This window comes from Stenotrophomonas sp. YJH_SMC_73 (genome assembly GCF_059370155.1).
Genome location: NZ_JCAFTJ010000003.1, coordinates 150,823 through 171,292, shown reverse-complemented (window position 1 = coordinate 171,292; position 20,470 = coordinate 150,823). Strand labels below are relative to the sequence as shown.

Below are 20,470 nucleotides of genomic sequence, written 5' to 3'. Positions count from 1 at the left end.
AGGCTCAGGCGGGTGACAGCAGGGCGGCGATCTCCCGGTACCAGTCGATCTCCTGGCTACCGGGCCTGGCGCTGGCCAGGGCCTCGTCAACCTCCAGTGTTCCTTCGCCCGGAACCTCCACACGTGCCCCGAGGACATTGCGCAGATTGGCCACCGGCACCCGTCCGATGCTCGCCACCTCCCAGTCGGTCACCAGGCAGGACTGGGGGCGCGCAGGGCTGCTGGCACTGGCCTGGACGTTGTTCTCGGCCTCCTGCGCCATCCGCAGGAGCTCCTCGGCCGTGGTGCGGAAGCGAACCAGGGAGAAGCTGCCTCCCCCATCCGGAAACAGCCGGGCACGCAGATCGCATGCGGCGCGTCCCTGCCCAAGCCAGATACCAAGCTCCTCCTCGAACTCGCGGCGCGCGGCGCGCTCCTTGCGTTCGTTGTTCAGGCGGCCGCCGCCGGGCAGGGCCCATTGCCCCGCCTGGTTCACCAGCGCCGGGGGCAGGCCATCCGACCACGCCCCGACTTCCGCCACCAGGCGTTGTGCCAGTATCAACGCAGCGGCCCAGTTCGGCGCACCCCGGGTGGGTGGCGGCAACGCGATGGAGAGCTCCCGCAAGGTTGCACGCGCAGCGCTGAACGTGGGAGGGGTTCTTGCGTCCTCGCGGAACAGGCTCTGCAGAGCGGCCAGCGTCTCCATGGCGATGTCATCGGTTTGCGGATGCGTGCGTTCGGCGCTTTCAAGCGCCCGGTCCAGTGCGTCCATGGTGCGGGGCAGCGTGCGTTCGCCGCGGTAGGCGACTGACCCTGCGGCGCGCCAGGCGCCGGAAAGCAGCTTCTTCACCAGATCCCAGTCCTGCTCTGTGCCACCGCCGGACGCGTTGCGGATGGCCAGCACAGCGGCCATCGCCTCGGCAGAAAGTACGACAACGGAATTGCTGCCCCACCAGCTGTTGAGCACCCGTTTGCGGACGACCAGATAGTGGGCTCCATCCCAGACTGCGACGTAGACCTGGTTCATGGTGCACCCCCCCGTTCAACCTGCGTGGAGGGGGCTGGGCGCATTGCCGCTGTGCCAGCGATAGTCCGGGAAAGGCATGCCATGTCTCGCTCCTGTGGGCTCGAAAAGTGGGGGCGGCGGCGTTGCCATCGGGGGTGCAGGCCGTGCGTCGCCGCGAATCCACTGTAGGAGCGAGGGGCGAGGGAGGATCGGCGCCAGCCACGATGTATGCGGCGGAACCGACGGAACAGGAGCGCGGGTGCATTGATTTCCCCGCATTGGCGCAGAGCCCGTGGCCGCTCAGGGATCAGCGACTGCCGGCGCCTGCCTCCGGGGCGTGCAGCACGCGCAGCTTCTTCTTGTTGATCTTGCCGACGCTGATCACCTGGCTGTTCCTGAAGCACTACCTGCGTTGAGTGGCAGCCGCTGCAGCGTCAAGCCTGGCGGTCGAGACACCATGCTAGCCTTCCCCTTGGCAGGAGTGCCTGACAGGGGCAAGGCATGGACACACGACGCCGCGTTTCCAGCGTATTGACTGCATCCGGCATGCTCGCACTGGCACTGTCCGCCAATGCGCTCGCGCATCCGGGCGGGCTCGACAAGCAGGGGTGCCACACCAACCGGAAAACGGGTGAGTATCACTGTCATCGAGGCGCTCCAGCGGCACCTCGATACGTCGACACTCCGCGCAGCAGTTTCGCCCCCGCGCCCGCGCGCGGTTCCCGGGTGTTTGCCAACTGCGCGGAGGCTCGCGCCGCCGGGGCGGCGCCGGTACGGCGTGGTGATCCGGGCTATGGCCCGCACCTCGATCGCGACAATGATGGCGTGGGCTGCGAACCCTATCGGGGCCGCAGGTAGGGCATGGCCCGCCTGGCTTCAACTCCCGTTTCCCCGCGTTCGTCGGCCATCGCCGGGGGTCGGTCGCACGATCTCCCCGTATGGCAGGGCCATGCCCTAGGCTGTTGTGATTGAACTACTGGGATGCAAGCAACCATGAACCGCTGGATTTTCCTGGCATTGGCCACGCTCCCGTTCACTGCCGGTGCCGTGGTCATCCGTGATGATGTGGACGACGCCCGGTATCAGATCGATGCATCGGCCTTCCCCGCGCTGGCCGACATGCCGGGCGAGGGGCACGGCGTCCTGATCGCGCCGCGCTGGGTGCTGACCGCCGCGCATGCCGCGCCGATGGAAGGGAGGGGCGCCACCATCACCATCAATGGGAACGGCTACGGCGTCGAGCGTGTCTTCCTGCACCCCGGCTACCGGAGGATGCCCGAAGCCCTGGGCAAGGAAGCGATGGCAACCGGGAGCGCGTCGAACATCCACGCGTTCCTGGCAGCATCGGATGACATTGCATTGATCAGGCTTGCCGCACCGGTGGGCGATGTGCCGCCGGTCGCACTCTACCGGGGCGCCGACGAGGTCACGCAGGTCGCCGCCCTGATAGGGAGAGGCGCCACCGGCAATGGTGCGACTGGCCTGGTGCCCGGCGGGCCGCATCGTACAACGCTGCGGCGGGCCTGCAACGCGATCACCGGCGGCAACACGCGCTATCTCTGGTACCGGTTTGATCCGCCTCCGCAGGGCCTTCCCCTTGAAGGCGTGCTCGGCAACGGCGACAGCGGCGGCCCGCTGGTGATCGAGAAAGTTGGGGCCTGGCAGCTGGTGGGCCTCGGTTCCTGGATCACCGCCGTACCCGAGCATGCGCTGGAAGCGGGCTTCTATGGGCAGGTGGTCTACAACGTGCGCGTGTCCCGCTACATCGACTGGATCGAAAGCATCATCGAGCGTGACGCGTCACTTTAGTTCTTGTTCCCGTAGCCCGACGGTGCGGAGCAGGCGTAGCGCAAGCAAGCGCGCCTTAACGATTCATGGTCTCGAACAAGCGCACGGTGCGGATCTCAGCCGGTGCGACGGGCGCTCGTATCCTTCCCGACATGAGTCCTCCCTTCGATCTTCCAGAGTTCATGACGGTCACCCGGCCCTCCGGCTGGGTACGGAGCGGCGAGCGCTGGGACCTGTGGTGGAACGGGCGCTCGGTGGCCAACATCGTGCCGCATGCCGAACTTGGCTTCCGGGTCTACCTGGATGCACGCAGGATGTCCCAGACCAAGGTGGTGGCCGCCACGAATGTGCGGCAGGCCAAGCGCTACGCCGAGCGCTGGTGTGCTGCGCGGCTCTGCCCACAGCTGCGGCTGCGCGAGGCAGTGGCACGCCTGGTGGACGTAGCGCCGGAAACAGGCGCTGCGCCGTCGCCCGCGCTTTCGCGGGAACAACGGCAGCAGGCCCGCCGCCTGGCCGAGGCCGGGGCGGGGGAGGTGGTACGGATCAAGCAGGCACTGGCGCCGCGACAGCCCGCGATGAAGACCCGGCCGGAAGTGCAGGGGCGGGGTGGAGCCTGGTCGATACCCGGCCAGGCTCCGTCAAACCGACATTCGAACAACAATTCCTCCCCAGCCAGGGTTATGCCGAGAGTTCTTCGCGAACGATCCTCGCCCCCGCGCTGAGTGCGCGCAGCTTGCCCCTGGCCACGTCGCGCGCCAGTGGCGCCATGCCACAGTTGGTGCTCGGGTAGAGCTTGTCGGCGTCCACGAACTGCAGCGCCCTGCGCAGGGTGTTGGCCACGTCCTCCGGGGTTTCCACCGTGGTGGAGGCCACGTCGATGGCACCGACCATCACCTTCTTGCCGCGCACCAGCTCGATCAGGTCGATCGGCACATGGGAGTTGTGGCATTCCAGCGAGATGATGTCGAGGCTGGAGGTCTGCAGCTTCGGGAACGACTCCTCGTACTGGCGCCATTCCGAACCCAGCGTCTGCTTCCAGTCGGTGTTGGCCTTGATGCCGTAGCCGTAGCAGATGTGCACCGCCGTCTCGCACTTCAGCCCTTCGATCGCACGCTCCAGGGCGGCCACGCCCCAGTCGTTCACCTCGTCGAAGAACACATTGAAGGCCGGCTCATCGAACTGGATGATGTCAACGCCGGCGGCCTCCAGTTCCTTCGCTTCCTCATTGAGGATCTTCGCGAACTCCCAGGCCAGCTTTTCGCGGCTCCTGTAGTGCGCGTCGTACAGCGTGTCGATCATCGTCATCGGGCCCGGCAGCGCCCACTTGATCGGCTGCGTGGTCTGGCGGCGCAGGAACTTCGCATCCTCCACGAACACCGGCTTCGGGCGGCTCACCGCGCCAACCACGGTCGGCACGCTGGCGTCGTAGCGGTTGCGGATGCGCACGGTTTCGCGCTTCTCGAAGTCGACGCCGCTGAGATGCTCGATGAAGGTGGTGACGAAATGCTGCCGGGTCTGCTCGCCGTCGCTGACGATATCAATGCCGGCGTGCTGCTGTTCCTGCAGGGACAGGCGAAGGGCGTCCTGCTTGCCTTCAAGCAGCGCTTCGTCCTGCAGCTTCCAGGGTGACCAGAGTGTTTCGGGCTCTGCCAGCCAGGAGGGTTTGGGCAGGCTGCCTGCGGTGGAGGTGGGGAGCAGCGTCTTCGTCGGCATTGTGTCGTGTGTCCTGGGGCGGTTGGTAAATCGATGGATCAGCGGGCGGCCCACTGCTCAAGCACGGCGCGGTACGGCTTGATGAAGTGCTCTTCGGTGAACCTGCCCTGCTTGACCGCCAGCTGGCTGCGCTCTTCGCGGTCGTAGACGATGCGGGTGGAGGAGTAGTCCTGGTGCTTCAGGCTGGGCTGGTAGACCTTGCCGGCCACGGAATTGGCGTTGTAGATCTCCGGGCGGTAGATCTTCTGGAAGGCTTCCATGGTGCTGATGGTGCCGATCAGTTCCAGGTTCGAGTAATCGCCCAGCAGGTCGCCCTGGAAGTAGAACGCCAGCGGCGCGACGCTGCCCGGTGGCATGAAATAGCGCACCTGCAGGCCCATCTTGTCGAAGTACTGGTCGGTGGGGGAGAACTCACCCTGGCGGTATTCCACGCCCAGGATCGGGTGATGGTTCTCGGTGCGGTGGTAGGTCCTGCTGCTGGAAACACTGATGCAGATCACCGGCCCCTTGCTGAAGTTGGCGCGGTAGGCGTCCGAGCGCAGGAAGTGCTGGAACAGCTTGCCGTGCAGGTCGCCAAAGCCCTCCGGAATGCCGAAGGTGTCCTTGCCCTCGTTGCTGGCCGGCAGCACGACGCTGAAGTCGTAGTCGCGCACGTAGGACGAGAAGTTGTTGCCAACGATGCCCTCGCTACGCACGCCGGTCTGCGTATCGACGATGGTCGGCCGCAGCACTTCGATCAACGGGAACGGATCGCTGCCGTCGGCGCCGTCGATGTGCATCTCCACGGTGATGATGTCCAGCTCGACCGCATAGCGGTCCGCATTCGGGTTGTCCCAATGTGCCAGGTCGTTGAAGCGGTTGTTGATCATGCTGATCGTGTTGCGCAGGTTCTCCCGCCGCGACGCGCCACGGGCCAGGTTGGCGAAGTTGGTGGTGATGCGCGTGCCCTCGGCCGGCTGGTAATCCTCGTTGAAGGGGATGTGCGTGATGCTGAAGGTGAAGGTATCGGTCGTCATGGCGGCGTTCCGGGTTGCGGGGTGACATCCAGATGCAGGTCGGCGGCGTCTGGCATTCAAAGCGTTGCGGTGGCCTCTGCGGTAGCGGGAGGCGCGGCGCGATGGGACAGCGCCAGCAGGGGCATCGCCCGCTGCACGGCCAGTCGCGCACGCTGGATCAGTGCGTCGTTGTGCACGCGGCCCTCGGCGAAATCGCGGTCGGTGGCGTAGACGCCCAGGGGCAGGGTGCGGGCCTGGAAGAAGCTGAAGAGCGGGCGCAGCTGGTGGTCGATCACAAGGGCGTGGCGCTCGCTGCCGCCGGTGGCGGCCAGCAGGATCGGGGTGTCGACCAGCGCATCCTGGTCGATGAAGTCGAAGAAGTGCTTGAACAGGCCGGTGTAGGAGCCGCGGTAGACCGGCGTGGCCACCACCAGGACGTCGGCCTGTTCAACCGCAACCAGCTGCCGCTCCACGGCCTCGGGCAGCTGCGAGCGCCACAGCGCACCGGCCAGCTGCGGTGCCAGCTCACCGAGTTCGATCAGCTGCTGTTCGCTGTGGATGTCCTCGCCGATCAGGTCCAGCAGATGCTCGGCCAAGGCGGCGGCCCGTGAGGGGCGTTGCAGTCCGCCGGAAACGGCGACGATACGGAGGGGGCGGGTCATCTGTTCGCTATCAGCGGGGGAGGGGAGCGCCTTCGGGCATCTGCAGGTGCGCAGCCCTGCAGGCCGGCTGGGTCAGCAGGCTGGCAGGCAACCGAAGGCATGACCCGATCCTAGCCATGCCCTTCCATGACGTAAAATGGTATTACTTCACCAATCCATGAATGAGATTCATCGTCATGTTGGAACGGATCCACCTCAGCATCGTGCAGCAGGTAGAACAGCAGGGCTCGCTCACCGCGGCCGCCGGCGTGCTCAACCTGACCCAGTCGGCGCTCAGCCACAGCATGAAAAAGCTGGAGCAGCAGCTGGGCACCGATGTCTGGCTGCGCGAGGGCCGCAGCCTGCGCCTGACCCAGGCCGGGCAGTACCTGCTGGCGGTCGCCAACCGGGTACTGCCGCAGCTGGACCTGGCCGAGGAGCGGTTGGGCCAGTTCGCGCAGGGCGAGCGCGGCGCGCTGCGCATCGGCATGGAATGCCATCCGTGCTACCAGTGGCTGCTGAAGATCGTCTCTCCCTACCTGGCGGCGTGGCCGGACGTGGATGTGGACGTCAAGCAGAAGTTCCAGTTCGGTGGCATCGGCGCATTGTTCGGTTACGAGATCGACCTGCTGGTCACGCCCGATCCACTGCTGAAGCCGGGCCTGAAGTTCATCCCCGTGTTCGATTACGAGCAGGTGCTGGTGGTGGCCAGCAACCACGCCCTGGCCAAGGTGGACCACGTAAAGCCGCGCCAGCTCGGCCAGGAAGTGCTGATCAGCTACCCGGTGCCGTTCGAGCGCCTGGACATCTACAACCAGTTCCTGCTGCCGGCCGGCATCACCCCGCGGCGCCACAAGGCCATCGAAACCACCGACATCATGATGCAGATGGTGGCCAGCGGCCGCGGCGTGGCTGCCATGCCGCGCTGGCTGGTGGAGGAGTACGCCACGCGCATGGACGTGGTGCCCGTACGGCTGGGCGCCAAGGGCATCCCCAAGCAGATCTACCTGGGTGCGCGCGAGGCCGATACCGGTATCGACTACCTGCAGGCCTTCATCGAACTGGCCCGCAACAGCTCGCCGCTTGCCGGCAATGTGGGCGGAGCGCGTTGATGTCGGCAGGCCTGTCACTGCGGGCGGAAGCCTTCATCAACGCCTTTTCACTGGAAGTCAGCGCGAAGGCCATGCCTGCGCTGCGCGCCGAGGCGGATCGGATCCCGCGCGGTACGGTCATCTCCATTCCCTGGCTGGCCAGCGAGGATGACGACGCCCGCCTGGCCGCCGTGCGCACCGTGCGCGCGCTCGGATTCGAGCCGATGCCGCATCTCTCTGCCCGCCGCATCCGGTCAGCCGCATCGCTTGCGCGCTTCCTGGAGCGTGCGGCCGGCGACGCCGGGGTCGCGCGTTGCCTGCTGATCGCGGGCGACCTGGCCACGCCCGCTGGGCCGTTTGCCGACAGTGCTTCGATCATCCAGACCGGTCTTCTGGAGCACTCCGGGATCAAGGTCGTTGGTATCGGCGGACACCCGGAAGGGCATCCGGTAATGAGCAGTGACGAACGCTGGCAGGCGCTTGAGCGTAAATGCCAGAGCATCGAAGCGCGCGGCATGGCCCCCTTGATCGTCACCCAGTTCGCCTTCGATGCCGATGCCGTGCTGGCCTGGCTGGATGCACTGCGCGCGCGTGGCATCAGCGTCCCGGTGCTGGTCGGCGTCCCGGGCCCGGCCAGCGTCTCTCGCCTGCTGCGCTACGCCGCGATGTGCGGCGTGGGCGCCAGTGCATCGATGCTGGCCCGGTATGGCATCTCGATCGGCCGGCTGCTCGGCACGGCAGGGCCGGAGGTGTTCGTCGATTGCCTGGTGAAGGGGCTGACCCGCGCCCATGGCCAGGTCAGCCCGCATTTCTTCCCGTTCGGCGGTATTGCGCCGTCGCTGGAGTGGGTGGCGCAGTACCGGCGGCGCATTTCCATCAGCCAGCGCCGATGATCTGCGTCATGGCACGGATCGCGTTGTCCGGGTGCCGGGTTGATCCAGCGAAGGCGTCGGCCTGGAAAGCCTCCCATTGCAGCCACGCATGCCCAGGTCGAGGCGCTCTGCAATGCCCTGCGGGTTGATATCTCCGGCGCGATTGATTAGCACGACGAGCGTTCTTCGATCGGTGGGACGGTGCCGGAGATACCCGGTAAAGCCTGCGGTCCCGCCGCCATGGCCGACTACCTTTCCGCCATCGGAAACTTCCCAGCCGGCCCCCCAGCCCGCCTTGCTGCCATTGGCGAGGAGTGTGTCGCACCACATCCGCTTCAGGGCCGACTCGGGCAACAGTCGATGCTGGTCCAGCGCCACAGCAAAGCGCGCCATGTCGTCGATGCTGGCGAGCAGGCCGCCGGCGGCCCATGCCGAGCCCGGAGCAGTGGGGGGCGGTGCGCGCCAGTGGCCATCCTGGAACAGATGCCCCTGGGCAACACGGCGCCGATCGTCGGCACGACGCGGTCCCGCATCGCGCATGCCCAGCGGCGACAGTATCTCCTCCTGCAGAACCCGCCAGTAGTCCATGCCGGTTGCATGCTCGATGGCCAGGCCGAGCAGGATGTAGTTCGTATTGGAATAGGCGTGCCGCGCACCGGGCGCAAACGCCAGCGGCCGCTCGGCCACCTCTGCGAGCAATTCACGGGGGGCTGGATTCGTCGGCATCAACCGCAGGAAGTTGTCTTCATTCAGATAGTTGGGAATGCCTGAGGTATGGCTCAGCAGCTGCAGCAGCGAAGTGGATGCCCATACGGAAGGCAACCCTTCCACGTACTGGCCGATGGGCGCGGTGACGTCGAGCAGATGCCGCTGCTGGAGCCGGAATATCAGCAGGGCCGTGAACAGCTTGGTGATCGACCCCAGTTCGAACACGGTATGGCGATCAATCGGTGCAGGCCGGGTGTCATTGAGCCTCCCGGTCGTGGACAGCGCGGCAATGCGCCCGTGATCGACCAGAACGGCCGCCATGCCAGGCTGCCGTTCGGCCTGCAGCAATGCGGTCAGCGAACCGCATCCCGCCAACGTCGCCCGGCTCGCCAGCGCCGATGGTGCTGACAGGCCGCAGCCGGTAGCCAGCAGCGCCGCACACAGGCGGCGTCGAACAGGGTCGTGGTACATGCACGTGGCTCGCAGCGGCGTCGTGGTGATGGTAGCGCGGACCGAGGGCCGGCCCGCTCAGGGTGAACCGGGTGAATCCACCCCGACAGCTGCCGGGGACGCGCAGCATGCCGGCGGGTCATCCGCGATGGCTGACAGCTGTCACTGGCTGCAACCCGGGCGGAAGCGAATAGTGAGCGCCAAGGCGAGGACACCTCGCCACCACTCAGCCACCACTCACCAGGGGGACCGCTCATGAACATGCTCCAGCAACTCGCCTCGCAGACGCCGATCTGGGTCTGGCTGCTCCTGGCCTTCCTGGTCACCCGTGGCATTGCCGCCATGAAGCCGGCCCAGACCTCGCTGCAGAAGCTGGCGATCGTGCCCGGCCTGTTTGCCGTCTGGGGTGCGTGGTCGATCAGCCATCGTTTCGGCGCGTCGCTGATCGCCTGGAGCGAGTGGCTGGCCGGCATCGCCACGGGGGCCGCGCTTGCCTGGCTGCTGTTGAGTCGATTGAAGCTGACGCTGGACCGCAGCACCGGCAAGCTCTGGCGCAGCGCGGACTTCAGCCTGCTGCCGCTGCTGCTGGTCACCTTCCTGGTGAAGTACGCCTTCGAGGTCGCATTTGCGGTGTCGTCGACGCTGACCGCCAGTGCCGGCTTCAGCGCCGCCTACCTGCTGCTGACCGGCGGGTTCACTGGCGTCTTCGTGGGCAAGTACTGTCGCTATCTGGCCTCGCTGCGGATGGATGCGGCGGGGAAGGGGCTGGAAACCGCAGGTTGATTGACCTGGTAGTGCCGGTCGCTGGAGGCTCCGCAGGTCATCGGCAATCGAGTTTGGCGTTACCATCGGAGCGGCTGCACCTCCCGTGAGAGCCCGGGATGGATGGAACCATCTGAGCAGGAATCGATAGTGGAAGCGATATATCCGGTCGGCGTTGCAGGGGGAATGCGGATCATCTGGTTTGCCTGGGTATCAGGTGACCATGATCGGGTGATGTCCAGCAATGGAAGGCCTGTCTGCGATAGCAGCAAGGAAGGGCTGGAGGGTCAGGTTGCCGCGCGCGGCCGAGTCCTGGACTGGGAAGGAGAGTCCGTCATTGACCTCGACTCGCTGATCTCGTCTGTAGATTCAGGGCGGGAGGTCGACCCCGGCGAGGTCGTGGATGCATGGAATTTCATGACGGACCTCTCCAGGGTGATCGACAGCGTCCCCAATCAGCTGTTTCATGCCGAGTTGATGGAGACCTATGACATCTTCTTTTCGCAGTGCGAGGTCGCTCAATCGCTTGGTCTGAGATCGATTTCCATTGCAAGGCGCGATCTGGATCGAGCCCTTGTTGTCCTGCGCGACGGAAGGCGAATGGTGCAGGGCATCCAGTTGAACATTGAAAGTCCTGTGCCGTCGCCAACCGTCGGGCGCACGCATGAGATCCATTGATCTGTGGACAATGAAACGGAACGCCAGGAAGGCTGGGTTGCGGGTGGTTGGCAACTTTCTGATTGTTTCGTACACGCGCGATGTGATCTCCGGGTTTGCCATGGACCCAGCGCCGTCCTCCATCTATGTATGGACCTTCGCACTTCCGGTCTATGACGGCCTGCCACACCTGCATATGTCTCTCGGCCAGAGGGTCGCTTGCCCGGAAGATCCAAAGGACTTTTTCCGCGGCACGCACGAGGCTCACCTCGCAATGCTCGAAGGGGTGAGAACAGCTGCGGACCTTCTGATGTATGTTGAAGAGGCCGGTTTCGAGGGCGATTACTGCCAATGGGTGAAGTACCTGTCCACCATTCGCCTGGGCGATTTCCCGGCCGCAGACGCTGCACTGAAGAATCTGCTCGCACTGCCGGTGTCCAGCGCGATCCGCGGAAGACTGGACAGGATGCTGGAGGCAATCGGGCGAGGTGGCGAATCAGGCGCGCGGCAGCTTCTGCAGGAATGGTCGATGCAGACGGCCCGATTGATAAGTGGCAGCAGCACATTCGCCTGGAGTCAGGACAGCACAAGCGCGTGAACCGCGCGGTTGCTCACGCCTCCCCACGCCACTGGCTCATCAGCATCTGAAGGAATCGCTCTGCGGTGGGCGAGAGCAGGGCACCCCGTCGGCGGACGATGCCGATCGTGCGCGACACCACCGGGTTGCCGATCGCGCGCGTCACCAGGGTGGGGTGATCCCCGTCCGGCGTGGCCATCTTCGGTAGCACCGACACGCCGATGCCGGCCTCGACCATGCCCAGTGACGTCGACAGGTGCGTCACCTCGTAGTGCCAGCTCAACTTGAGGTTCTCGCGCGCCAGCGCGCCGTCCAGCAGCGTGCGGTTACCGCTGGTGCGATGCACGGTGATCAGCTGGTGCTCGGCCAGATCAGCCCATTCCACTTTGCGCTTGCGGGCCAGCGGATGATCGCGCCGGCAGGCGAGGACGAAGGGGTCCTCGGCCAGCACGTCGAAGTCGAGATTCGGATCGTTGGCGCCCATGAAGTTGATGCCGAACTCGACTTCACCACGTTCCACTGCCTGCAGACCCTCCGTGGCCGGGATATCCAGAATGCGGAAGCGCACGTTCGGGTGTGCTTCGTGGAAACGCGCCATCACGCTGGGCAGGAAGTAGAACGCCGCCGTCGGCAGGCACGCGATGGTCACGGTGGCGCCGCGGGTGTCCTCCCGGCCGCGCAGTGAGAACAGCGAGCCATCGAATTCCTCCAGCATGCGGCGCACCAGTGGCAGCAGGTTCTCGCCGACAGCGGTGGTACTGACGCTGCGCGTGGTGCGCTCCAGCAGCGGCGAACCCACGGCCTGCTCCAGCTTCTGTATCCGTCGGCTGAGCGCCGGCTGGGAGACGTGCAGGATTTCAGCGGCGCGATGGAAGCTGCGTGTCTCCGATACCAGCAGGAACGCGCGTAGATCCAGGATTTCGCAATTGATGCTCATAGGGTATCAATCATCCAAAAATCAGCAATTCACAGATCAATTAGGGTCATGCCAGTATCGAATCACAGAGGGGTCATTCATCCCCTATACGCATCAATCTAGCACACGTATGTCCAACGATCTGCTCAGCATTCCCTGCGTGCTCATGCGCGGCGGCACCTCCAAGGGCCCGTTCTTCCTGGCCAGCGACCTGCCGGCGGACACCGCCGAACGGGATCGCCTGCTGCTGGAAGTGATGGGCTCGGGCCATCCGTTGCAGATCGACGGCATCGGCGGTGGCAACGCACTGACCAGCAAGGTGGCGATCATCGACCGCTCGAGCCGGGCGGACGCCGACGTGGACTACCTGTTCGCCCAGGTCCGGGTGGAGCAGCAGGTGGTGGATACCGCGCCCAACTGCGGCAACATGCTGGCGGCCGTGGGCCCGTATGCCATCGAGCGTGGGCTGGTGCAGGCGCAGGATCCGCAGACCGAGGTGCGCATCCACAACGTCAACACCGGCAAGCTGATCATCGCCACGGTGGAAACGCCGGGCGGCAATGTGGCCTACCGCGGTGATACGCGCATTGCCGGCGCGCCGGGCTCAGCCGCGCCGGTCAGGCTCTCCTTCCTTGATGCGGCAGGCGCCCGCACCGGCAAGCTGCTGCCCAGCGGGCATGCGCAGGAAACCATCAATGGCGTGCCGGCCAGCCTGGTGGACTGCGCCATGCCGATGATGCTGGTGCGTGCCGAAGACCTGGGCGTGCGCGGTGATGCCTCGCCCGCCGAACTGAACGCGGACGCGGCGTTCATGCGCCGGCTGGAAGCGCTGCGCATCGAAGCGGGCGCCCGCATGGGCATCGCCGACGCCGGCAACAAGGTCATTCCCAAGCCGGTGCTGCTGTCGGCGCCGCAACAGGGCGGCAATCTGCAGGTGCGCTATTTCATGCCGCACCAATGCCACACCGCACTGGCCATCACCGGTGCGGTCGGCCTGGCCACCGCCGCCGTCACGCCGGGCACGCTGGCCCACACTTTGGTCGGATGCCGGTCCGTTCCCGGCAGCATTACCCTCGAACATCCGAGTGGGGCCCTGGAGGTGGGCCTCAGTCGCAGCTCGGGCGATTCGCCGGTGATTGCCAGCGTGGTCCGCACCGCACGCCGCTTGTTCGAGGGGCGCGTGTACGCGACTTCGCCCGCGCCCGCCACGGCCAGTGCCACCCAAGCCCGCCAATGGACGTCAGCGGCATGATCTGAACCCGGACGGGCCTGCGTAGACGCGCATGCCCGCCATTACAACGTAGATGCTTCACTCCTGGGAGGGATGATGTACAAGCAGTTCTTCTTGGCCGCGCTGAGCGCGGCCGGTCTGGCCGCGGCCGGATGCAGCAACAGCGGGCGCAGCGAAGGCGCATCCGCCGGCGGTGGCGACAATGCCCCGGTACGCATCAGCGTCGGCTCCTACAACCTCAACAACCTGCCGTTCTTCATCGCCGACGCCAAGGGGTACTTCAAGGACGTCGGGCTGCAAGTGAAGACCGAGAACTTCGCCCAGGGCGGCTCCAAGGTATTGCAGGCGCTGGTGGCCAATTCCACCGACGTGGCCGTCGGCTTCTACGACCACACCATCCAGATGCAGGCCAAGGGCAAGGACGTGGTGGCCTTCGTACTGCTCTCGCGCAACTCCGGCCTGGTGATGGCCGGCCGCGAGGATGCCACCTTCGATCCGGCGCGCCCGGAGACCATCAAGGGCCAGAAGGTCGGGATCACCGCGCCGGGCTCCTCGTCCGACTTCTTCGTCCGTCACTTCCTCGCCCAGAACGATATTCCGGCCGACAGCATCTCGTTGATCGGCGTCGGCTCGGGCGCCGCAGCGGTGGCCGCGCTCGAGCAGGGCAAGATCGACCTGCTCGTCAACTATGATCCTGCCGCCACCCTGATCACCGAGCGCAAGGTCGGCAGGATCATCCTCGACGCGCGCAGCGACGACGGCGCCCGCCAGGTCTATGGCGGCCTGTACCCGACCTCGGTGATGTACGCCAACCAGAGCTTCCTGGACACGCGACCCGAAGCGGCCGAGAAGATCGCCCGCGCCGAGCAGATGGCCTTGAAGTTCATCGCCGACAACAGTGCTGAAGACATCGTGGCCGCGCTGCCGGACAGCTACGTCTCCGGTGACCGCGCCACCTATGCCCGCGAGGTGGAGAACGCGCGCGCGATCTTCACCCGAGACGGTCACTTCACGCCTGCCGATCTGGAAACACCGCTGAAGGTGCTGCGTGAGTTCAACACGGATGTCGCCAAGGCCGATATCGATCTGTCCCGGACCTATACCAATGCCTTCGTCGAGCGTGCCAACGCTGCGGCGCCGGCTGCCCAACCGTAAGCGGAGGTAAACCATGGCCCTCAATGCCACCGTGCGCCAGTTCAATGGCGCGCCGCAGCTGGAGCCTGCACAGACCATGGTCGCCATCAACAAGGTGACCATGTCCTTCGGCGAATTCACCGCCGTACGCGATGTCGACATCCAGGTGGGTGACGGCGAGTTCCTTGCCATCGTCGGACCCACCGGCTGCGGCAAGAGCACCATCCTCAATTCCGTGGCGGGCCTGCTGAAGCCGTCGTCGGGCCAGGTCAGCATCGATGGCCGTGCCGTCAGCGGCGTGCAGGAGTCGGTCGGCTACCTGTTCCAGCAGGACGCGCTGCTGCCGTGGAAGACCGCGTACCAGAATGTTGAACTCGGCCTGCGCTTCCGTGGCGTGCCCGAGGCCGAACGCAAGGCCAAGGCCAACGCGTGGCTGGCCAAGGTCGGCCTGGCCGGCTTCGAGCATCGCTACCCGCACCAGCTGTCCGGTGGCCAGCGCAAGCGCGTGCAGATGGCCCAGGCGTTGATCGTCGAGCCGAAGGTGATCCTGATGGATGAGCCGTTCTCGGCGCTGGACATCCATACCCGCCACCTCATGCAGAACGAGCTGCTGAGGTTGTGGCAGGAAGACCGGCGCTCGGTGATCCTGATCACCCACGATCTGGAAGAAGCGATCGCCCTGGGCGACCGCGTGGTGGTGCTGTCCTCCGGCCCGGCCAGCCGCGTGGTGCGCAGTTTCGATGTGGATCTGGAACGGCCGAGGAACGTGGCCGAAATCAAGCTGGATGACCGTTTCACCGACCTGTACCGCGACATCTGGGCCTGCCTGCGCGGCGAAGTGGAGAAGAGCTATGCACGCCAAGACTGACAAGTTCATCCAGCTCGCGCTGGTGGTCGCCGTGTTCGGTGGCTGGGAAGGCGGCATCGCGCTGGGCGTGATCGATCCGTTCTTCTTCCCATCGCCAACCGCCATCGTGCAGCAGGCCTGGACCTGGCTGTCCGATACGTCGTTCTATCAGCATGTCTACATCACGCTGACCGAAACCGCGCTGGGCTACATCATCGGCACCGGCCTGGGTGTGGCCGGCGGCGTCTGGCTCGGCCTGAGCCGCCGCTCGGCACGCATCCTCGATCCCTTCATCAAGGGCTTCAACGCGATTCCGCGCGTGGTGCTGGCGCCGATTTTCGTGCTGTGGCTGGGCCTGGGGCTGTGGTCGAAGGTGGCGCTGGCGGTCACGCTGGTGTTCTTCACCACGTTCTTCAATGCCATGCAGGGCGTGCGCGAGGTGAATCCGGTGGTGCTGGCCAATGCCCGCATCCTGGGGGCGAGCCGCAGTGACCTGCTGCGCCATGTCTACTTCCCCGCAGCGGCGAGCTGGATCCTGTCTTCGCTGCGTACTTCGGTCGGCTTTGCCGTGGTCGGTGCGATCATCGGCGAATACCTCGGCGCCTCGGCGGGCCTGGGCTACCTGATCGCGCAGGCGGAAGGCAACTTCAACGCTGTGGGCGTGTTCGCCGGCATCATCATCCTGGCCGCCTTCGTGCTGATCATCGACGCGCTGCTGGACGTGGTCGAGAACAAGCTGATCACCTGGCGTCCCAACGCCCAGGCACAGGCCACCAGCTGACCCGGACGGGCTGAGCCCGCCTGCCGCGCCGCCGGGCCGATCCGGCGGCGCGCGCTTCCTTCCCCGATCTTCCCCCGCACCACCGCAACGGGCCAGCGCCAGGCCAGGGGGCCGGCTGGCCGGAGAGAGCCCATGAACCATTCCAACGTGCTGCCGCTGGCAGCGCTGTCGGTCGCGCTCGGCCTGCTGTTGGCCAGTGGCCATGCCGACGCACAGTCCACGTCCTCGCTGCCCGCGCCGCTGAGCCGGGCCGAGCTGTCACGCCTGGTGCAGCAGCAGGCACTGCAGATCCAGCAACTGGAAGCACGCCTCCGCGCCGTCGAGGGCGGGCAGGGCAGTGCGAGGGCACCGTCAACGCCGCTCGCGCCCGCGCTGGAAACGCGGGTGGCCGCCCTGGAAACCAGCCAGTCCAGGCTGCCGAAGGTCTCCTGGGCCAAGGGTGCACCGGAGTTCAGCAGTGCCGACGGCACGACGGTGTTCCGCCCCCGTGGCCGCCTGTTCGTCGATGCCTCGAGCACCGACGGTTCGGCGGTCGCCGACCGCAACGTTTCGGGTACCGAGATCCGTTCGGTGCGCCTGGGGGCCGAGGGGCGCTACGGCACCCTGGGCTGGGTCGTGGAGGGCGACTTCGCCGACAACGCGGTGGCGTGGAAGTCGGTCTACGCCACGCTGGACCACACGCTGTTCGGCCTGCCGGCCGATCTCACGATCGGCAACCGCTTGAACGATCGCGGTATCGATGGCTCAAGCAGCACCTCCAACACGCCGTTCCAGGAACGCAACGTGGTCGGCACGCTGCTGCTGCCGCAGCGCGGCCTGTTTGGTGTCGGGCTCACCGAGCGGGTGTATGGAAGGGGCTGGCATGCCAGCCTGTCGGTGGCCGGCAACGACCTCAACAACGCCGGCACCGACAACGACAGCCAGACCTGGGCCACCCGCGTCCACTGGAATCCGCTGGACACCGCCGACGCCACGGTGCATCTGGGCGCATGGGCCTTCCACGAGAAGATTCCCGCCGGGGCCAGCGGCGTGGTGCGCAGTTCGGCCATCGCGGGGCATTTCAACGATCTGGTCAGGATCACACCGGGCACGCTGGTGGGCGCCGAGCGCAGCACCGCCTACGGCGCGGAACTGGCCGGCTTCTTCGGCCCGGCGTGGGCAACCGGCGAGTGGGGTACGCGAAGCCTGCGCGGGGCCGATGCCAGCGGGCGCTATGATCGCGACCACGAAGCGTGGGCGATCTCGGCCGGCTGGTTCCTGGCGGGCGCGCTGCCGTCCTACTCGGGCAAGGCCGGCACGTGGGGCAAGGTGAAGGTGGCCGATCCGGTGACGCGCGGCGGCAGCGGTGCCTGGGAGCTGAAGGGCCGCTATGAGGACGTGGACTATGCCGAACTGCCCAGTGGTGGTACCGGTCACGCGTGGACACTGGGCGCGAACTGGTACCTCAACGATTTCAGCCGGGTGATGTTCGAAGCCGTGCGTTGGCAGACCCGCCACCGCAGCGGCAGTGCTGCGGGCAGGGATGAAGGCACCACCTTCAATACCCGTCTGCAGCTGGCCTTCTAGGGCCGGGCCGCCGCCTGCATTCTGGTCACAGCAGCAACAACGCAGCGATGAGTGCAGGCGGCATCACCAGCGCGCCGACGCGCAGGAAGTCGAGCGCGCTGACATGCTCGCCCTCGCGGCGCAGCGCCACCAGCCACAGCATCGTGGCCAGTGAGCCGGTCACCGACAGGTTCGGGCCCAGGTCCACGCCGATCAGCAGTGCGGCACGGGTCTGTGCGGGCAGTTCAGCCATCTGGCCCAGCGAACCGGCGGCCAGGCCGACCGGCAGATTGTTGGCTACGTTGCTCAGCAGTGCAGCGGCGCCACCGGCCAGCCAGCTGGCCTGGTGGGGAGACGCCTGCGCCATGGCCTGCAGCGCGCTTGCCGCAGTCTGGATGACGCCGGTCTGCGCCACCGCCTCCACCAGCACGAACAGACCGGCCACCAGCGGCAGCACGCCCCAGGCGACATGCCGCAGCAGCGGCAGCGGGCTATGGCGCTGGCGTATCACCACGACCGCCACGCTCAGCGCGCCGGCGCAGAACGTGGCCAGGCCCAGCGGTCCGTTCAGCGCGGACGTCACCAGCAGTACGCTGCCGGTGAACAGCACGCCCAATGCACTCAGTCGGCCACCCTCGGTCAGCGGGCGATGTTCCGGTGCGGCGACCAGCGGCTGCGCGATTTCGCGCCGGTGTACCCAGCGCAGCACCAGGTAGGTGGCACCGATCGCCGCCGCCGACGGCAGCGCGAACTGCGCCAGCCACTGCAGCAGTGGCGGCATGTGCTGGCCGTACACCACCAGGTTGGCCGGGTTGGAGATGGGCAGCACGAAGCTGGCCGCATTGGCAATGAAGGCGCAGACGAACAGGTAGGGCAGGGGATTGGCGCGCGCCGCCTTGCAGGCCGCGTAGACCGCCGGTGTCAGCACCACGGCCGTTGCATCGTTGGACAGGAACACCGTCACCAGCGTGCCGACCAGGAACACCAGGTCGAACAGGCGTCGCCCCGATCCGCCCGCATGCCGCACCGCGTACAACGCCAGCCAATCGAACAGGCCTTCGCGCCGCGCCAGTTCGGCCAGCACCATCATGCCGACCAGGAACAGGTAGACGTCGCGGCCTTCGGCTACCGCGCCCCATGCGGTCTGCAGCGATACCGCGCCCAGCAGCGGCAACAGGGCGGCAGCACCCAGCGCCCACACATACTCGGGGATGCGGAAGGGACGGAACAGCAGGCCGATGGTGGCAACGGCGACCGCTGCCCAGATCACGAGGGGGGAATGGGGGGCAAGCATGGAGTGGGGGCTTCAGCGGCACCGGCAGCGACCCCGGCGCAGGTGCTCCTGGCGCACGCGATCAGCGGATGGGCGGCCGCTGCAATCATCGCAGGTTCCGGGATCGCCGCATCATACCGTGCGCACTGGCATGGCGACTGCTGGGGGGCCGGGCGGGTTAGTGACGAACCCGGCGTCCAGTGCGGATGGGCAATCAAGCGCGGTATGACTTCAGGCACTGCAGTTTGACTACATGTGTAGTCAAACTGCGGGCACACTCACTGGAAGAGAACGCAATGCCAACGTCCTGCTGGTTGTCCTGCGCCCTGGCCCTCGTGATCGGCATCGCGGGGCCCACCCATGCGACGCCGCGTGCCGACGCCCTCGCCACGATCGAGCGCAACGCGCGTGCTTCGCATACCGATGCGGTGCTCGTGATGCACGACCGGGACACGCTGCTTGAGCTGAAGCCCGCCCCAGCGCAGGAATCCGTGCACCTGATGTCGGCAACCAAGTCCGTCGTCGCGCTGGGCATTGCGTTGCTGCTGGACGAAGGAAAGCTGGCTTCGATCGACGTACCGGTCAGCCAGATCTATCCGGAATGGAAACAGGGCAGGAAGAGCCGCATCACCGTGCGCATGCTGCTGGACCACACCTCCGGCCTGCAGAACGTGGCCAACGCGGGCGCCGAACTGGAAGGGGCCCCGGACCTGGTCAAACTGGCACTGGCAGCCGAGCTGAGTGACGACCCGGGCGCCGTGTTTTCCTACAACAACAAGGCCACCAACCTGCTGCCCGGCATTGTCGAGCGCCTGGCGGGCGAGCCGCTGGATGCCTACCTGGATGCGCGCCTGTTCAAGCCGCTGGGCATTGCCCACCACACCTGGATGAAGGATGAGGCAGGCACTCCGCTGGGAATGGCGGGCCTGTCCCTGCGTGCCGCCGATCTTGCCGCCATCGGGCAACTGTTGCTGGATGGAGGCGTGGCGCCGGATGGCAAACGACTGTTGAGTGAACGGTCAGTGGCATTGATCACTGCTGAAAGTGCCCGTTCGCCTGACGTGGGCCTGTTGTGGTGGCGGATACCAGCGTGGGAACGCTATCAGCTCAAACCCCGGCTGGATGACCTGCTGGCCGGGCACGGCGTTGACGATGACGTGCGCCGCGCCGTGCAGGCCAGCGCGGGGCGCACGTTCGACAGCCGGGGGCAGTTGATCGCATTCCTCACCGAACGGTTGGGTGCGGACGGGCCGCAGCGTTACGCCAGCCAGATCGCCGCGCGCGGCCTGAAGCTCGCCGATCTCTACGACATCACACGGGGACCGGTCGTCGGCTTTGCCGCCAACGGCTACCTGGGCCAATACCTGATGATCGTTCCGGAACAACGCGTCGTCGCAGTGCGCCTGATCCATCGGCGCGAGAGCCACCACGCCCCACAGGACGACTACGCGTCCTTCTTCGCCGATGTCCTGCAATTGGCGCGGGCACTGCAGTAGGTGCTGCC

Annotated in this window: 21 protein-coding genes; 14 read left to right on the top strand and 7 right to left on the bottom strand. The window is 66.2% G+C overall.

The genetic code is table 11. The features are described from left to right. Positions 1 to 4: 4 nt before the first annotated feature. On the bottom strand, positions 5 to 1,006 hold the full coding sequence (locus AC5P8R_RS06060) for an NUDIX domain-containing protein (protein WP_069116705.1): 1,002 nt from the start codon (positions 1,004 to 1,006) through the stop codon (positions 5 to 7). 480 nt (positions 1,007 to 1,486) lie between these two features. Here AC5P8R_RS06060 and AC5P8R_RS06055 point away from each other — a divergent pair, with 480 nt between their 5' ends. The 3 genes from AC5P8R_RS06055 (at position 1,487) to AC5P8R_RS06045 (ending at position 3,495) form a co-directional block, all read left to right on the top strand. Further along, positions 1,487 to 1,843, top strand: a complete 357-nt coding sequence (locus tag AC5P8R_RS06055) for an excalibur calcium-binding domain-containing protein (RefSeq protein WP_100450097.1) — start codon at positions 1,487 to 1,489, stop codon at positions 1,841 to 1,843. A 135-nt stretch (positions 1,844 to 1,978) separates the two neighbouring features. Continuing rightward, positions 1,979 to 2,794, top strand: coding sequence for a S1 family peptidase (locus AC5P8R_RS06050; protein WP_495223098.1), 816 nt, complete (start codon positions 1,979 to 1,981; stop codon positions 2,792 to 2,794). A gap of 65 nt (positions 2,795 to 2,859) precedes the next feature. Beyond that, entirely contained in the window at positions 2,860 to 3,495 is a 636-nt protein-coding gene (locus tag AC5P8R_RS06045) for a hypothetical protein (RefSeq protein ID WP_329890232.1), read from the top strand. On the opposite strand, the gene AC5P8R_RS06040 is transcribed toward AC5P8R_RS06045, so the two are convergent. Genes AC5P8R_RS06040 through msuE form a run of 3 tightly spaced genes read right to left on the bottom strand, consistent with a single transcriptional unit; the run spans position 3,452 to position 6,143 of the window. After that, positions 3,452 to 4,486 carry a methionine synthase gene (locus AC5P8R_RS06040; protein WP_014647229.1) on the bottom strand — a complete coding sequence of 345 codons (1,035 nt, stop codon included), beginning with the start codon at positions 4,484 to 4,486 and terminating at the stop codon, positions 3,452 to 3,454. The genes AC5P8R_RS06045 and AC5P8R_RS06040 overlap by 44 nt on opposite strands. Positions 4,487 to 4,524: 38 nt before the next feature. Beyond that, a complete protein-coding gene (locus tag AC5P8R_RS06035; protein ID WP_014647228.1) occupies positions 4,525 to 5,502 on the bottom strand; it encodes a DUF1852 domain-containing protein in 978 nt (325 codons plus the stop codon). Positions 5,503 to 5,558: 56 nt separating this feature from the next. Next, positions 5,559 to 6,143 carry an FMN reductase gene (gene msuE / locus AC5P8R_RS06030; RefSeq protein WP_041863466.1) on the bottom strand — a complete coding sequence of 195 codons (585 nt, stop codon included), beginning with the start codon at positions 6,141 to 6,143 and terminating at the stop codon, positions 5,559 to 5,561. A 176-nt stretch (positions 6,144 to 6,319) separates the two neighbouring features. Between msuE and AC5P8R_RS06025 the strand changes: the two genes are divergently transcribed. Then, the gene (locus AC5P8R_RS06025; RefSeq protein WP_032958925.1) at positions 6,320 to 7,234 is read left to right on the top strand and encodes a LysR family transcriptional regulator; all 915 of its coding nucleotides are present in this window, start codon (positions 6,320 to 6,322) and stop codon (positions 7,232 to 7,234) included. Next, entirely contained in the window at positions 7,234 to 8,106 is an 873-nt protein-coding gene (locus AC5P8R_RS06020) for a methylenetetrahydrofolate reductase (protein ID WP_478439428.1), read from the top strand. Before AC5P8R_RS06025 ends, AC5P8R_RS06020 begins: the two co-directional genes overlap by 1 nt. Positions 8,107 to 8,112: 6 nt before the next feature. On the opposite strand, the gene AC5P8R_RS06015 is transcribed toward AC5P8R_RS06020, so the two are convergent. Next, entirely contained in the window at positions 8,113 to 9,264 is a 1,152-nt protein-coding gene (locus AC5P8R_RS06015) for a serine hydrolase domain-containing protein (RefSeq protein WP_329890233.1), read from the bottom strand. A 234-nt stretch (positions 9,265 to 9,498) separates the two neighbouring features. Here AC5P8R_RS06015 and AC5P8R_RS06010 point away from each other — a divergent pair, with 234 nt between their 5' ends. The 3 genes from AC5P8R_RS06010 (at position 9,499) to AC5P8R_RS06000 (ending at position 11,260) form a co-directional block, all read left to right on the top strand. After that, positions 9,499 to 10,026 (top strand): DUF6622 family protein, encoded by a 528-nt coding sequence (locus AC5P8R_RS06010; RefSeq protein ID WP_111205709.1) that lies wholly within the window; start codon positions 9,499 to 9,501, stop codon positions 10,024 to 10,026. Positions 10,027 to 10,239: 213 nt separating this feature from the next. After that, positions 10,240 to 10,683, top strand: coding sequence for a hypothetical protein (locus AC5P8R_RS06005; RefSeq protein ID WP_495223097.1), 444 nt, complete (start codon positions 10,240 to 10,242; stop codon positions 10,681 to 10,683). 10 nt (positions 10,684 to 10,693) lie between these two features. Then, positions 10,694 to 11,260 carry a hypothetical protein gene (locus AC5P8R_RS06000; protein ID WP_262087689.1) on the top strand — a complete coding sequence of 189 codons (567 nt, stop codon included), beginning with the start codon at positions 10,694 to 10,696 and terminating at the stop codon, positions 11,258 to 11,260. Positions 11,261 to 11,273: 13 nt separating this feature from the next. On the opposite strand, the gene AC5P8R_RS05995 is transcribed toward AC5P8R_RS06000, so the two are convergent. Then, the gene (locus AC5P8R_RS05995) at positions 11,274 to 12,176 is read right to left on the bottom strand and encodes a LysR family transcriptional regulator (protein ID WP_010485668.1); all 903 of its coding nucleotides are present in this window, start codon (positions 12,174 to 12,176) and stop codon (positions 11,274 to 11,276) included. A gap of 109 nt (positions 12,177 to 12,285) precedes the next feature. Between AC5P8R_RS05995 and AC5P8R_RS05990 the strand changes: the two genes are divergently transcribed. From AC5P8R_RS05990 to AC5P8R_RS05970, 5 genes are all read left to right on the top strand, one after another. Next, positions 12,286 to 13,407, top strand: coding sequence for a 4-oxalomesaconate tautomerase (locus AC5P8R_RS05990; RefSeq protein ID WP_495223096.1), 1,122 nt, complete (start codon positions 12,286 to 12,288; stop codon positions 13,405 to 13,407). Positions 13,408 to 13,482: 75 nt separating this feature from the next. Next, the gene (locus AC5P8R_RS05985) at positions 13,483 to 14,541 is read left to right on the top strand and encodes an ABC transporter substrate-binding protein (RefSeq protein ID WP_495223095.1); all 1,059 of its coding nucleotides are present in this window, start codon (positions 13,483 to 13,485) and stop codon (positions 14,539 to 14,541) included. Between the two features lie 13 nt (positions 14,542 to 14,554). Then, on the top strand, positions 14,555 to 15,388 hold the full coding sequence (locus AC5P8R_RS05980) for an ABC transporter ATP-binding protein (protein ID WP_014647218.1): 834 nt from the start codon (positions 14,555 to 14,557) through the stop codon (positions 15,386 to 15,388). After that, positions 15,372 to 16,148, top strand: coding sequence for an ABC transporter permease (locus tag AC5P8R_RS05975; protein WP_262087687.1), 777 nt, complete (start codon positions 15,372 to 15,374; stop codon positions 16,146 to 16,148). The genes AC5P8R_RS05980 and AC5P8R_RS05975 overlap by 17 nt, the downstream gene beginning before the upstream one ends. A 132-nt stretch (positions 16,149 to 16,280) precedes the next feature. After that, a complete protein-coding gene (locus AC5P8R_RS05970) occupies positions 16,281 to 17,714 on the top strand; it encodes an OprO/OprP family phosphate-selective porin (RefSeq protein WP_495223094.1) in 1,434 nt (477 codons plus the stop codon). Between the two features lie 25 nt (positions 17,715 to 17,739). Here AC5P8R_RS05970 and AC5P8R_RS05965 read toward each other — a convergent pair whose 3' ends face one another. Then, positions 17,740 to 18,987 carry an arsenic transporter gene (locus AC5P8R_RS05965; RefSeq protein ID WP_041863460.1) on the bottom strand — a complete coding sequence of 416 codons (1,248 nt, stop codon included), beginning with the start codon at positions 18,985 to 18,987 and terminating at the stop codon, positions 17,740 to 17,742. A 293-nt stretch (positions 18,988 to 19,280) separates the two neighbouring features. On the opposite strand from AC5P8R_RS05965, the gene AC5P8R_RS05960 reads away from it, so the two are divergent. Next, positions 19,281 to 20,462: a serine hydrolase domain-containing protein gene (locus tag AC5P8R_RS05960; protein ID WP_111205713.1), complete on the top strand. Its 1,182-nt coding sequence runs from the start codon at positions 19,281 to 19,283 to the stop codon at positions 20,460 to 20,462. The last annotated feature ends 8 nt before the right edge of the window (positions 20,463 to 20,470 follow it).